This window comes from Parabacteroides sp. MSK.9.14, from assembly GCF_019041495.1.
Lineage (GTDB): Bacteria > Bacteroidota > Bacteroidia > Bacteroidales > Tannerellaceae > Parabacteroides > Parabacteroides merdae.
The window spans coordinates 1-15751 of the sequence record NZ_JAHPXO010000047.1 but is presented as its reverse complement, the minus strand read 5'-3'; the positions used below and the strand labels follow the sequence as shown (position 1 = coordinate 15751).

General features: G+C 42.7%; 8 protein-coding genes and 1 pseudogene. All 9 read right to left on the bottom strand.

Going from position 1 to position 15751, the window contains the following annotated elements; genetic code table 11:
• Positions 1–6: 6 nt before the first annotated feature.
• The 9 genes and pseudogenes from KTG12_RS18910 to KTG12_RS18870 all read right to left on the bottom strand — a co-directional run bounded on the left by KTG12_RS18910 (position 7) and on the right by KTG12_RS18870 (position 15601).
• Positions 7–615 carry a hypothetical protein gene (locus KTG12_RS18910; RefSeq protein ID WP_075965606.1) on the bottom strand — a complete coding sequence of 203 codons (609 nt, stop codon included), beginning with the start codon at positions 613–615 and terminating at the stop codon, positions 7–9.
• 150 nt (positions 616–765) lie between these two features.
• Positions 766–1608 carry a hypothetical protein gene (locus tag KTG12_RS18905; RefSeq protein WP_075965607.1) on the bottom strand — a complete coding sequence of 281 codons (843 nt, stop codon included), beginning with the start codon at positions 1606–1608 and terminating at the stop codon, positions 766–768.
• A 743-nt stretch (positions 1609–2351) separates the two neighbouring features.
• Positions 2352–5981 carry an ATP-binding protein gene (locus tag KTG12_RS18900; protein WP_075965608.1) on the bottom strand — a complete coding sequence of 1210 codons (3630 nt, stop codon included), beginning with the start codon at positions 5979–5981 and terminating at the stop codon, positions 2352–2354.
• A complete protein-coding gene (locus KTG12_RS18895) occupies positions 5965–6534 on the bottom strand; it encodes a hypothetical protein (protein ID WP_075965609.1) in 570 nt (189 codons plus the stop codon). The genes KTG12_RS18900 and KTG12_RS18895 overlap by 17 nt, the downstream gene beginning before the upstream one ends.
• A 5-nt stretch (positions 6535–6539) precedes the next feature.
• Positions 6540–7730: a hypothetical protein gene (locus KTG12_RS18890; RefSeq protein WP_075965610.1), complete on the bottom strand. Its 1191-nt coding sequence runs from the start codon at positions 7728–7730 to the stop codon at positions 6540–6542.
• A 143-nt stretch (positions 7731–7873) separates the two neighbouring features.
• Positions 7874–8263, bottom strand: a pseudogene (tnpA, locus tag KTG12_RS18885) (IS200/IS605 family transposase); the annotation flags it as partial.
• Positions 8264–8681: 418 nt separating this feature from the next.
• Complete coding sequence (locus KTG12_RS18880; RefSeq protein WP_075965612.1) at positions 8682–11375, bottom strand: CHAT domain-containing tetratricopeptide repeat protein; 2694 nt, start codon at positions 11373–11375, stop codon at positions 8682–8684.
• A 290-nt stretch (positions 11376–11665) separates the two neighbouring features.
• Complete coding sequence (locus KTG12_RS18875) at positions 11666–14842, bottom strand: NACHT domain-containing NTPase (protein ID WP_122298786.1); 3177 nt, start codon at positions 14840–14842, stop codon at positions 11666–11668.
• Positions 14843–15112: 270 nt separating this feature from the next.
• Positions 15113–15601 carry a LemA family protein gene (locus tag KTG12_RS18870; RefSeq protein ID WP_075965653.1) on the bottom strand — a complete coding sequence of 163 codons (489 nt, stop codon included), beginning with the start codon at positions 15599–15601 and terminating at the stop codon, positions 15113–15115.
• Positions 15602–15751: the final 150 nt, after the last annotated feature.

Here is a 15751-nt window from a genome sequence, read left to right as displayed (position 1 = left end):
GGAAGGCTATTTGTCCAACTTCACCCGCAGCATGAACCGTACCAGGCAAGAATCAGATTTGTTGGAATCGGCATAACGATCGCCGTAGAGGTCATAAGTAATTCCGTAATGCGGATACGCCGGGTCGGGTTCCGGAGTGGAAGACCAGTAATTGTTCATGCCGATCTGCCGTGCCTGAGGTACAGTGTCCAGCATGGCAAAAAGCCGATCGTATGATTTACGCAAGAGTCTCCATTCACCGACAGAGGGAACGAACCACTCCTTCCCCATCGAGCGCATCCGGTTGACGATGGGAGAATCCTTACCGAGTGATTTGACCCATACTTTGGTATTTTCCTCTCCACAAAGACTGTCCGGTGAAGCCACGCCATCCAGCACGGAACTAACGTCCGTCAACGGCAGGTTGAACTCCTGAAGGGAAAGAACATAGCACCAACTGCTGTCAGCCCCGGCTTTCATGTCAAAAACTATACCTTGCGGCTGCCTGATTGAATCAAACCCAGGGGAAAAAGTTCCGTCCTCATTATAGAAGAACCCTAATTGGGGTTTGACTGCGGGTGTACAACCTGCGAGCAGCCATGCCAACAATGGCAAGAAAAGTGCTAATTTCTTCATAAGTTGAAAATGTTTTGGTTATAACTTTCGCCATTTCACAGTTTATCAACTGCAAAACTACTTATAAAATTCTGAAATACAAAAAAATGTAGAATTTTATTAGTTTATCGATAGACAATTATATTATGAATATAGCCTGATGTCGTCCGGTCAATTATAAGAGATGTGATATACCTCGGTTGAAACCAGTCTTACAGTCTTGGAAAAAGCCTTGCCATCTTTTTCAAAACGGAGGTATAGATTAGCGGGATGCTCCCCATTATCTTCATCTTGAACGGTTTCGATACGGAGAACAAACATTCCCTTATTGTCAGGAGCCACGAAGCTGTCAACGACCTTGATCCATTCATTATCTTCCAATTCATAGGAGAACGAACATTCCTCGTCGCACCACACCTCGGGCATCTTCACGCCATTGACATACATGGAAGAAGCCAATGAGCACTGAAAATCGATCACCTCGCCCTTGTTGTCCAAAAGCACTTCGTTTTCCTTATATCCGGGATACATGACAAAATAATCATCACCGATTACCAGTTCACCCTTCTCCTGCTTGACAGGCATGGTCAGAGAATTGCCACCCACATTGAAGGAAACAGATGACAAAACAGCGTTCTCATAATCCATATTGGCCGGTGCTGTCAAAGAAAGGCTTGAGGTCTGCATGTTTGAACCTTCTTTTAGCTCGACAGAATAATCTTTGTTAGAGACAGTAACCCCTACTTCTGAACACGGTACATATTCATAAGTACCTTTGAACACACCATCCGACAACACCTGCCTGCGGATGGTCACATCGAAATCAGACACAGCGGCCATGGGAGAAACAAAGAGCGTATCCACCGGATCCTTCTTGGTTGAAGGCTCAAAACACGCAATTTCATACTTATCGAAAGTCAATTTTTCGGGAACATCCGGTATGACTTCCGAAGAGTCAGAACAGGAGACAAACATTGCCAAAGGCAACACATACTGAAAAAGTTTAAATTCCATAGTTGAAAAATATTATTGGGTTAAACATTAACTAAACGCATCATTACTAATTCGTTATACAAATATACCTATAATTATCAAGACTACAAAAAATACACAAAAAAACAGCTAAATTATTAACGCTCATTAGCTTTTATGAAATTTTTACGCAATTAATCCAAGCACGAGCAATACAGAATTCCGGAAAATAATCTATCCAATATACTGGTCCAGCTTAGAAATATAAGAAAATTATGAAAATTAATCGAGTTCGCTTGTTTTACCAACAATAACTTATTATATTTGCATATGTTGATTCAGACAACAACAATGTTCTTTGATTTTCACTCTGTTGTCAGATTGAAGGGATAATTAAACTGCCCCATTCAAGCAGAAAATATAATTCACACGGCTCTCTGGCAGATAGGGATAATGGCTAAATTTGAGGATTTCTATATCTTCTTGAAAAAGAGGGTATTCCATTAGAACAAGGATTAAGATATTTACGTGGCTTATTGCCGTAACGTACCTCATTTTGTCAAAGAATCCATTAAAACAAGGATTAAGACACTTTGACAAAACAGCCACCTCCCTATCTGCCAGAGAGTTTTCTTATATACGCACCTTTACCTAAAAAACAACAGCTAATTTTGGAACAGATAATAAACAATATCTTATTTTTCTGTTCCAAAATTAGCTGTACTCCGGTTGGTTCTCTTTTTGAAGTCTATCAGTAAAGAGCTACCTATAGAACCTATAGACAACTAATCAAACTGTGTAATCACCCGTCTGATTCGGGTAAAGCTGTCGTTATCCTTCTCCAGTTTATAGATATGCTTGTAGGACAAAGCATCCTGCTCTGTAGGAGATCCATTAATCAACAGGATATCCCGGTCGTTTGCGAACTTCAGGATACCTGCCATATTATTGGGATGCAGCTTGCCGATCTCATCCATCATACAGTGCAACTTGAATTCGGAAAATTCGGTGGAAGCATTACGTTTGAAAACATTCAGCAGCATGATATTCACCATAGACTTGACCAGGATATCCGTACCCTCAGAGCCTACATTAGTCAGCCGCTCAACGAACCCCGTATCATTCCGGTTCTCGATGACGCGGAATTTCAGATCGAAGAAGTCTGCCAGCCGGATCAGGTTTCCCGAATGCGCATCCATAGCCTTGATTAACTCACGCAGCAATGTCGTTGCCTTTTCGCGCGTCGCGGAGTCGTCTCCTGCAGTAGAGAACAGGTTTTGTCCCAAATCCCACCCGAACTCTTCATTGAACCGCCTAATCTCCTTCAACAGGTTCACTATCTTGTTCTGGCTAGGATCGATTCTCATTTCAATGCATTGGATAATCCCGACGAAATTCTTCTCCTTGAAATCCGTGTTTATCATTTCCACCACGGCACGGATATTCCCCTCTTGGGAAACCATGCTCTTGGTGTCAGCCGTAATCTGACGGAAAATATCCGAATTGCGTGTATTGATTCGTGACTGGTATTCCGAAATCTTGTCCTCCGCGATAAAATCCTTCAGATCACCGGCAAAGTCCATATACTCATGGTCATCGGAGAAAACCGTCTTGAATGCAAAGACATTACCCTCAGAGAAGTTGCCTGTATAGGCAACAATGTCTTTCCTCAAGCTTGATAACCGCTGTGCCTGCTCGTTGACAGAAATGGTAATCTCCCGTACCAAGGCACGGCAATCCCCGTCCGTCTCCCCCCTATCCATGGAAGAAAATATGGAATCACGGGAGACGAACCAATCAGACAAAGTTGACCGGTGATATTCCTCACGGTTCTCCATTGCCTTCCTGTTGGCTTCCTTCAATCCTTTCAGTTCTGCGTCCACCTTACCAATGTCATGGTTTACTTCAGAAAGACGTTTCTTCAGTTCATCCCTCTCCTGTCCCACTATCATTTGCAAGCGGGTACTCTCTGCGGTCCAGTGCGGAACCTTATCCAGTACTTCGCGCTTATCCTTCAGGTACTCGATAACCAGCGGCTTAGTCTCATTAATATAAGCAATCTCTTTATTGATATATACCAGCCGCGCATTAATCTCCTCCAGCCGTTTCGGGTCTCCCCCACTCGCCTGCAAGTTCTCAAGCTGCCGTCTGTCATATTCCGCTTTACGCTCTTCCAAGTTCGCCCTCTTAAGCCGGATTTCCTCTTGAATGCTCTCCCTCTCACGAGACAGTTCCTTGTCCAACACCTTCAATTCGCCTTCTTCCTGCTTCTGCAAAGCTGACATCTCCTTATCCAACTTCGCCTGAAGCGCATCCATGGTTCCACAGACAGAAGACAAAGCCGCTTCCAGCGCATGTAAATCTTCTTCCAGGCGGCGGACACTCTCATTCTGCGAACGTACCGCCTGATCCTGCAAGGCTGCCAGGCGGGACTCATCCTCCTTCTTGCGGATTTCCAACTGTTCCAACTCGTAATCAACCTGATAAAGATCATCCTTTATCGGTTTTACCGAAGACTGGTACTGTTTGCGTAACCGTTCCTTTGCCTTTTCCAAATCCAGACCGGCATCAGCCATAAACTGCCGGATAGACGCACATTTATCCATGGCGTCCTTTCTCTCTGACAGGTAATCTTCCTTGGTCTTCACCTGTCGATGCGAACCGGCAGTAAAACGAATCCCATAGAAAGTATCCCCATCGGCCACCTCTGCAGCAAATTCTTTAGAATACAACAAGCGCTCATCACATACCTGGCCGATGGTCTGCTCCCAACCCGGCTTGTTCTCCGACAGCCAGCTGAAGAAACTGTCTTTCTGGTTGTCCAGGAACTCGGTCAGCTCCGTTATCTTGGCATCCAACATCCCGATTTCACCCTCATTCGTTTCTCTCAGCTTTTGGAAATCTTCCTCCAACCGCTTTTCTGAGGTCTCCAATTCATTTGACTGGCAGGTAAGTTCATACTTGAGTTCACGCATCTTCAGCTCCAAGTCCTTCCGGTTTGACAGGTAGCTTCCCAGACGTTCCTTTACAGCATCCAGTTCCTCGGAAGAGCCTTTTTGTCCACGGACAGCATTAATCTGCATCTTCTTGGCCGCAATCTCCGACTTATATTTCTCCCTGTCAGCGAAAAGACGCTCCTTTTCGACCGAAGCCTTTTGTCGTAAATCATCCGTCAAAGAGCGGTAATAGTCACGACGCTCATCCCGACGGCAATTGATTCCCGCCTCGATTGCCAACAGTTGCTTTTGCTTCTCATTCTCAAATCCGGCCAGCTCATTCTTTAGATTGGCAATCAGGCCGGCATGGAGAACAGAAGCCTCCTTATTCTTTGAAGACAACAAATCCTGTTCCGTTACCAATGATTCCTGCTCTTGTTGCAAAACCTCGAACTTACTGCAGCGGTCCATTGCCGACCGGATATCCTTTCCGGAATAATACCGTTGTTTGGCTTCCGCTTTGGAGAGAGAGTCCTTCAGTACGGCCAACTCCGCTTCCATGGCCGCCGTCCGTTTCTTGGACTCCGTATCCAGCCGTTCCCGCTTCTTATAAAAGTCGGACTTGATTTCCTCTTTCTCATGTATCTTCCGTGCCAGTTCAGGCAGCACGCTCTCTGTTTGCAGATAAGCGCTCCGCAACTGCCGGCACAAGTCATTGATCCGCAAGTTCCGCTTACGGATATCGTCGAATAAGGAAACAATGCCGTTCGCCTTACGCATCATGCCCGGATCACGGAACGTACCAATGTCACTCAACTGGCTCTCGAACCCCGACAAATGGCTCCGGTAACGGGTCAGGTCAATCACGCTGTCTTCCTCGTTCAATGAAGTGATGATGGTCTGCTTTATGTAATCAGCCTCCAGCCGTGAATTAAGCAATACATTCTGGATGGTCCGGACAATGTTCTGATAAGAAACACTCTCCATCAGAGAGAAACAAGAATAATCCACCTTATTGTCAGTATTCCCATATAGGATATTCCGATATTCCTCATAGGTTGATATCGCCTTGCTATACTTGATTCCATTCTTGTCCAACACAGAACGCACGCTGTCCGACGAATAAGGTACACCTTCCTCGTCGATGAACAAGTCCGGCCGATACGGGGAAGCGATAAAGCGGTAACATATACGGTTCATCGTTTTATAGCTGAATACTGTGAAACAGCCATCCTCCCTCATTACCTCATATATAATATAGGAGTCAGCATAAGGGAAATAATACTCCTGATAGGATTTCTTTTCCACCGGAATGCCCAATCGTTGTGCGTCGGCATTATAAAAGAAAAGAATCGCCCGCAGGATAGTACTCTTCCCCACCCCCTGTGTTCCGATAAAATGTATGTTGCCGTCCAGCTGTATTTCAGAATAGCGGATAGCTGCACTGTTTATGAATATTATTCTATTGAGATATCTCATTTTCGTTTGCAATATTGATGCTGTTAATCATTTGAGTGAGGTAATCCCATGAAGACAGCACTTTCCATGTCCCGTTCATGTCACTCACACACTCGATAAAACCCTCCTTGCCCATTCGGTCCAGAATGACATCCAGAATATCCTTGCGCTTTTCCTTACCGCCGGCATGCTTCTTCAGGCCGTCCAGTTTCATTTCAAGATCCATGTCAATGCGTGAACGGACGAGGATCTCTGCCGGAGAGAAAGAAAATCCCGGTCCGAATGCCGTATCATAAGTACAAAAGAAATCCATGATGTCGATCCAGGCATAGAAACGCTGCAACTTTTGTTCCAGGGTAGCACGCGGCTCCTTACGGGAAAAGTAGAAATAATTGTTCCCCTGTTCCAGCACAAAGTTTATGTACATGAAATAATCGCGCAAGAGTTCAAAATTCTCCTCGACTATCAGGAATAATGTCTTCAGTTCCTTGACACTGGTGTTTGAGCACAGGAAATTACCCTTCGACAGGTAATCATAGACCTGAGCGGTCTGTACAGGCAAATTATCTAACATATTCTTTATTTCCTTTTAAAAATAAGAGCGTACTCTATATGCTCCATTTGTCCAAAACGGTCTGTTATCTCCAGTTCATTCTCATAAAGGGAAAGCAGCCGGCAAAACAAGGTCACTTTTGCGTCAAAATCCATTTCACGATTATACGGGTATCCCATAACAAAAGAAAACAGATCAGCATTGTCCTGACAGAAGGCATCCATCATCTTCCGGGTATTGACTGCGGTCATATCCACTTCGGTGTTCTCCATCTGTTCGACAGAAATACCGCCCAATTCCCGACGGGTTATCACCTTGTCCGAGCGCATGGCATCGGCCACCTTCAGGATTACCTCCAGCGCCTCGTCCGTCTGCAGGTAAGGTACTGATACTTTGAACAGCGGCAGCTGTACCCCTTCAAGCACCACGGAATGCTCTCCGTCAACCACCTCGCGCACGTTTGTTTTCTCCTGAAGCTCGAACTGTTCCCTTAGATACTTGATGCGCCGTAACTTGCGTGTAAACCCTACCTGGGTACGAATCTGGTTCAAGTAATCAATAATATCCTGTTGAGAATGAATCAGGCTATGCCCGGCACTGGACAGCTCCGTCTTTAGTTCACGGGATATGGCAAGAAGCTCTTCATCCAAAGAATCCACAAAAAAGCTGGTCTGATCATAGTCCAACAGACTGCCCAATTCGACGATAAGCCTGTTGATATCAATCCGCTTCTTATCCAGATTCTCCAATTTGGCGATTTTTACCTTATAATTAGGCTCGTTTTTGAATGTATTGTCGATAACCCGCTGCAAGGACACCACGTTTCGTACCAGAATCTTGCCCACCTTACGAAGGTGCGACTTGACCGAACGAAGATAAGCCAACTTGCGTGAAGCGTTGTCTTCCTTATTATAATAGTCAATCAATTGGTATATCAACTGGATGTTTTCATCTATCACGGAAGTGGATATTTCCTCGTTAGCCTCCAGAAGCAACTCGCAAAAAGACAGATAATGCTCGTCCAACTCTATGTATGGACCATTTCTGCGGATGACCTCACGCTCGATAAGGATATTCAATTTATTCTCGTCTATGATATCCAACGCATAATCGTAACGCAACGGCTGAGACTTTCTTTTTTCAAACAAAACCTCCAACAAATCCTTCCCCAAATTAAGGGTGTTGACGATATGAGGTATTGAATTAAATATGTACATATAGAACGATTAAAGGTACAAAATTACACAAATCGGGAGATTCACACAAATCTGCCCATCCCCCAATACGTGGCGATTCCTTCACATTTACCTTTTCCTTTTTGCGGACGGGAAACTCCGGGCATATATAATAGCTTGCTATTATGTATCTTTATAGTTTCCTGACTGACATTTTGGACTGATGACACAAAGTAACCATCTGTCCAAAATGTGTTTTCCCTGTAAAATATATGTCTAAGGTAATTTTCATACTTCTTCTAAATGGCGGTTGTTGACATTTGCTTGAGTCTTCTTACAATTTGCAGCGGAGATAGTTTTGGTTCACTGCATATCATCATGTGTATATGGTCTTTGTCTGTTTCCATGACCTCAATATCAAAATCGGAAAAGTTTGATATCTTCTGCATGATTTGCTTCATGTCATATTCCACTGATCCAATTAGTAACTTTTTTCTGTATTTGCATACCGGTATCATGTGGTACTTGATGAGAAACTTAGAGTGGTTCTTTGAAATGTATTCTTTCTGTATCATTGTTTTGTTTAAAATCGTTAGATTTGCAGTATGTTACGAGTCTACAAATATAGAATCTATCGCAGCTGGTATGGCGTAAATCTCATTAAGACAGGACGCTTTGCCCCAAATGTGGTACGCACCACGACCGGGACTTCAATGCAGCTTGCAACATAAAGGAATTTGGCTTGAAAGCCCTACCCACGGAGCGTGGGAAAGTCAAGCCTGTGGACTGTCCTCTTGTAGATGACCGACCTCGTATCCTAAAAAGCAATGGCAGGAAGAAGCAGGAAAAGAGAGGAGGTATTGGTTTCTTCGAAGCCGCTAAATCGTTAGTTTTGCGGTAGTTCACACCTGAACCATCTTTATGAGCAATTGGTAACTACCTATGTGTTGTAGAATACTTCACTCTCCCCCTATAAGAAGAGTGAAGCCACTCCTACTCTACCAAAATGAATGATGACCAGAACAGCGGTTCATCCGGGTATGCTTGTTTCATCTGATCCCGAGCCGAATCAAATGCCTGATAAACGCTGTTTCCGGCAGCCACCCCCTCATAGAAATGCGTCATGAACTGTTCGGCGGCGCTATCATCGATTTTGCAAAGACTCACTATGAGATTTGTGGCCCCTGCCAGTTTAAAAGCCCGTTGCAACCCCCATACACCATCATAGTTCACATCTCCCAAACCGGTATCACAGGCAGACAGCACCACCACTTCCAAATCTTTGAATTTACAGTTGGCAATCTCGTCGTAGGTCAAGATGCCGTCATCCAGATTCACTCCGATTTCGGAGTTCTCCCAGCCTCTATTGGCACCGCTCATAAGGAGACCGGAAAACGAGTCATACAATCTTGACATCCGTCTCATATATTCGTGATTGGACTTCCTGTCCAAATCATCATAATAAAACCCATGTGTCGCAAAATGGAACAGATTAACCTCTTTCCCGTCATAATCCATGAACTGCCGTTCCGTTGCCTTATCTTTGGTATAAATAGCCACATCCGAATCAGGTTTCCCAGAAAGGCAATTTCCTACAATCTCCATCTCCCGTGCTGTACCGGGCAGGGCCCCCCAGTGGTTGCCTCTCAGATTAGTGGCCGAGTACAGATTATCCTGCAACTGCTGGGAATAATCAATATCACCGAACGCAACCACATGGTTTAGTTTAAGTCCTGAACTGCAATTAAGATCCGTCAGAACAGGTACGCGATGGAAGCGAACCTGATTAGTCCGTTGGTATTCCATCATCATGGAATGGTTTTCGATGGCCACCTTGTGCAGCAATCCTACCGGAGAAAAATACACATCAGTATAACCATCAGTGAAAGGTAACAATTTAGACCATACAAGCTGATAGAAATCTGCAGATTGATATACTTCTTCAGGTCTATGTTGAATAAAAGCACTCAACTCCTTCTCATTAAACAGTTCGACATAGATCGGTTCATTAGTCTTTTTTGAATACACGAATGCCCTATACCAAACGCCAGTTGAATCCTCATAAGAGACGAAATCAATCAGCAGCTGCTTATCCGATAAACCATTCTTTACCTCAGTCCAACTAACATCCATTTCCTTCCGGAACTGTTTGAACTCCACAAAATCGTTATTCAGCTTACGTTCCAATTCACCTATCTCATTTCTCAATGCAGCAATTCTGACGGAATCACCCGTATTCATCAACGCATTCAGCCAGTTCTTTTGTTCTTTCAATTTTACATACAGTTCCTGCGCCTCTGGATTACTTTCTACCATAGATCTAATTACAGAACCTGTTTTATACAAAAGCCCCTTGAAAAACAGAGATGACTCAGCGGCCAAAGCTTTGTCCCCTAGATTGCAATATCGAATCATGTGAGAGGACAGTTCCTCAATATAATATATCCAATTACTCCGTTCTGCATCATTCAATCCGATGAAATCATTCAATATCTCTTCTTTATACACATCGTATTTCTTAGCCGACCATATTCTATATTTATCAGAATTCGATCTTGCATACATGTCTACCATTTTGTATAGTAGCGATCGCTGATAATAATCCAACTTTCCACTATCCTTAAAATACTCCCAGCATTTTTGATAGAGATTGTCAGCCTTCTTGTATTCACCCTTCGCAGATGCCAAATCCGCTCCATTATATAAAAACAACATGCGGCTTTCTTTATCGTTACGATTCTTTGTAATTCGTCCTAATTCTTTATAGACAGTATCAGCCTTAGGGAATTGCCTAGCATAGATATAATCATAGAATAATTGATGCAGAGAATTCCAATACAAAGGATGATTCACATTACCATAGATATTCCTCCTAATCTCAACAACTTTCTCATTGAGGACTATACTTTCATCATAATTGCCGATAGTTCGCAACACTTCAGCTGCATTCTCCATCAACGTAAGGGAAAACATATCAAAATTACCGGTTTCTTCATATATGTTTAACGCTTTTACATAGGATTCCATGGCTTTCTGGTAATCCCGAACGCCAGAATAGTAATCGCCATGAAAACGATATAAATGCACCAACAGGTTATCATCCTTTGTTTGCAAAGTTTGATAGAGATTCCACGCCTTATCAATACAGCTCTTACGGACAAAATTATTAGGCGCATCAGAAGACATATCAAGTAAAAAGTAAATCTTTGTATTGACAGGTATTTGATCTGAATAGGATTCGGCCAACTGAAAAAAATTATAGGATTGTTCAAGCATACCAAACTGCCCATAAGTGGAAGATAACTGAGCATAAGCATAGAAGTAACTGTCTCTTGGCAATTCATTGTTTTTAATTGCCAATTCAATTTCAGCAACAAGAGGCATTGCTGCTTCAAAATCATAGTTATTCGTCAATGAAGACAGTTTGTTCTGTTTTAATAATAAAATATCCTCGAAAGAATAATCACTATACAGTTTAGCCTTCTCAATAGCTTTATCAGCATATTCAATAGCAGAATCAAAATCAGTCATACTAGAATATGCATGAGACAAGATATCGTACAATCGTGGGGATAATTCAGGGTAATTCTTTTCGCACTCGACCAATAATTTCTCTCCTTCTTCTATAGCTCTTTCAAATTGTCCATCAGATTCATAAGAACGAATAATAGAAAAAGAACGTTTCATTTCCTGAGAACTTTGATCCGATTGGGCAGACAACGTACTATTGTGTACATTGACACATAGAACTGTCAAAAGGAGCAAACAGCTGATAACCGACCTAAACATAACGCTATACTATTACTGATATTTAGAAAGAACGAAGGTAAACATTATCCATGAGACAAGGACTCTGAGTTGCAAATTTGACTACTTTTTTGACAGAGATTACTTCAAACTATACAAAATACTCCCTGTCGAATGCCAACCAAAGCCGAGCATTTCACAGGGAGGGACACTTTAGGCATAAGTGGAACCTATGCTTCATCTTTTCTAACCAAACACGCCAACGGACTTCCGTAAAAGCGATTTGCTCTATTAAGTACAGGGAAGAAACGGACTTTGTCACCTATCTTGAACTCCTGATTGACATCAAAATAATAATAATCCTTATTGTATTCATTATCAGGAAATGCGATAAACAGGTTATCCCCATTTTTGGACACCACTTCTCCATGAACCATAGCAACATTATCCAATAACATCTGGTTTTCGATTTTATACAGCTTGGATTCATACTTGAACACAATGTCCCCAGGCTTAAGTACAGTATACCTTTGCGGAAATCTGCTGAGTGTCGCCTTATTCCGGAACTGTACGATAACCCGTGTATCTACAACCTCTAGGACGACTGCCAACTTGTCTATTGCCGGAACTGTATCCAACAGCCTGCCCAGCAAACCCAATTTTGCTTTCAGCCTATAAGACAAGTTCGCAGAACAATCCAGCTGCCATGGTTCCACTTCATCCGCACGGAAGTAATAATAGTAGTCCCGAAAGAGTTCCTTATTAAAGCCTTTCTTGATACTGTATTCGACAACCTGATTATTCATCTGATATGAGTTGACCATCCTCACTGATATCTTTTGGCAACACTTCAAAAGATAGGTTGTACCATCCATGCAAACACTATACTTGTTTTTTGGCTTATAGCTGGTTTTTTGGGCACACAATATAATGATACGGTTTTCACGTTTGATGGGAATAATCTCATGATCTACCGTATAGTTTGGCTCAATCTTAATAACACCTTGCGGTGTTCCCTCTGTCAGTTCTGCATCAATTGCAAAATAATTCAACTGGATCTTACGCAGTCGGACATCCGGATACTGTTTCTTTAGTTGCTGGAATTCGTTGTCGGTTCCGTCAGACAAATTAGGTATATCCAACTGAAGATAAAACAAGCCGTCAGCCGCCTTGTACCAAATGATACTGGTTACAGAATGTATACTCCGCAACTGGATTGAGTCACGCAATACCGGCAACAGTTTAAAATAATAGTCACTGAGGTATTGACAGGGCACCATAAAACAGGCAGCAAGTATTTGGTCCTGATACTTTTGGAACTGGCTTTCCCGGAGTAACACCTCGTCCAGCCCCGGACATCTCAGGATAAAGTCAGCCAATACCTCTGAATCCAACAAACACATTTGGTTTTCCCTACACATCCTTCCGAACATCATCTGATAAAACCGGATAACAGCTTCGGGGCTGATTACCTTCAATGAACTGGACAAATGTGGAAACAATATATTGGCTTTCCCCTCAGTCTCCCTTTCTACAAAATCCATATCAGACGTACGAAGAAGTGCATCCATATCCCCTATCGCCAGATACATCTCCCGACATTCCTCCCGATTCATGTGGTTCGCCAGATAAACCATGAGGTATTTAAGCCGTAAGTTTATAGATTCGAAACAGCCATACTGTGTTCTTATATCCTGCATATACATATAGATTTCCATCTTATTGGGAAATGCATCAAGATATTGAAGAATGACCTTTGTCGGTGGTATCAAGCATTTTGCACCTAAGTATTCAAGGCTGTCCACATCATACAGCCAATACTGCAGCCACTTGTAACTCCTGAACAAAATCCCAGTAAGCTTAGAAGAACCCAATACCGCCAAACTACTACAGATTTGATCAAAACGGGCGACAGTACGATAATACGAGGGCAGTTTCAAAAAGTTCTTCATATTCAAGAACAAGTACTGTTCCATTAAAGCGGATAACGAAGGGCTATGCGGGAAGCATTCAGATAGGGTACTGAATAACCGATCCAGGCGGTCATTGAAACAATCCGTCTTACTCCCCATTTCAAACTGAGAACAAACTATCCCCAAAAAGCCAGACAGTTTATCTGTATCCGCTCTTAAAGAAAGACTCTCAGTAAGCATTTTCAAAGACTCTCCCCATTCAGGAAGCGAGAAATCCACACACAAATGGCCCGTCGCAACATAATCCCTATATATATACAAGGTAGAGAAATACTCTTGGAAAGTCTCATGGATAAAAGAGATGCACCAAAAATCAATGCCCTTAGAAGTTACGGAAAGCAACCCGCTGTCCATCAACATCCGGGTCACCTCCCCCACCCTATCAGGGTCCATCCAGTCCGACACTATAGAGTCAAGTCCGGTGATACTGTCAGACAAATAGCCATAACTACGCATGGAATATGCCAGCCGTGAGAGGGAATCGACTACAATCTGCCGGTCATCATTTGACACAACTCCACCCTTCTGAAGCTGATAGCTAATAAACTCGTCATAAAGGTGCAGTCTCGCTTTTGGGAGATAGCCGCAAGATAGCCAAAGACTGACAAACATATTCAGCAACAAAGGGTTTCTTGACTGTTCATGTAGTTTCTTATGGCCCTTAATGTATTGGAATAACCCACTGTCACCGATACGCTTCTGGATATATGAACAAATATTATCGTCGGTAAGCCCTTGCAAAAGGAAAGACGGTATATCAAGTTGACCTGAATAACCATACAAACGGGAAGTAATGACCACGCCACAATCCGGATAAACCTTCATGAACTGGGAAATCGTACGGATGGTTGAATCATATACCGAGGGAAGCACTTCATTCAGCCCATCCAGGAACAGAAATACCGCACCTCTGGAAAAGGCATCTCCGAAATCAGACCGACTAATGAAACTTTCTAACCAATTCTCCAAAGAGACCGATGGAGAAAGTTCCTTAAGTGGTATATAAACCGGAACATCCGTTCGCATGCCATTATCCATACAGCAACGAGCCATTGAATGAAGGACATATTGCAACAGGGTAGTTTTGCCACTACCGGGATTCCCCAAAATAACAGCCTGCCTTTCCTGTAGAATCACATCCATAGCCGGACGAATTACATTAATATCATTCTCCCCCACTCCATCATCGCCATACGAATTATCTTCGTCAAAGTCTTCGGGTTCATTCGCTCTGTTTGAAGAGTTATTCAAATCAACTTCGGAATGTTCGGTCCAAACTTCTGATTCACCATCATTAGTCAAGTCGTCATTGATAGCGACAAGATAAGCATCCGGTATTTCATCAGCACCTACATGCACAAATGAGTTCAAACAATCCGGATTATTTGCAGTCAATAACCCACATAAATAATCAGTAAGGTTTTGTTTATTCATAATAAGATAAATGTTATGCCGTAACCGGACAAGCTATCGGCAATTCTTACTATAAAGTTGTCCAATTACAAAGTTATTGATTTTAAAATAAAATGGCGAGAAAACCACAAATTCGCTTAAATTATTAAAATCATTTAAGAACCATGAAAACAATCGCTTTACAAAAGCAAAAAAAACGGACCGATTATCAAACCGATCCGTACCAATCAAACCAAAAACTAAATAGCCAGTATCACAAACTGAATATAGAAATTCACATGAAAAATTCTGTTACTCTTCGGTAAGAGTCTCTATATCATCGTCAAAACACGAACGTTTTTTGCATCCTAGCCAAGATGCCACCATCTTACTACATATGTAATCATTATACTTGCGCACACTATAATTAAAATAGTTCCGCTTGTCTTCAATGCGTTTCTCCAACCCTTTCAGTTGCTCCTGAAAAACGAAAAGACCATAGTCCTCTTTTAAAGCCGGAATTTTCGCTGCTTCGAACAGTAGATATCCTAAAGCGTAGCGTACCGAATCCTGAACATTCAGGTAAGCCTCCAACATTTCGGGCGTAGGATTATCCATTGATGCTTGCACCTTGGAAGCCCTGTCATGAACTGCCAAAGCAGTCTGCAAAACATCCTTTTCTTGTGGAATCTCGCTTCCCACCATATCGACCAAATTTAAGATCATATCGTTACGGTATTGGTACTGCCTGTCCATATTGATCCATGCGGTTCTGACCGAGTTGTCCTTTTCTTTCAGCATGCCATGATCCGAAAGCTTCGATATAAAGAATAAGAAACAGGTGAACTACCGCTAAACTAAAGATTTAGCGGCTTCAGAGATACCAATACCTCCTCTCTTTTCCTGCTTCTTCCTGCCATTGCTTTTTAGGACACGAGGTCGGTCATCCAC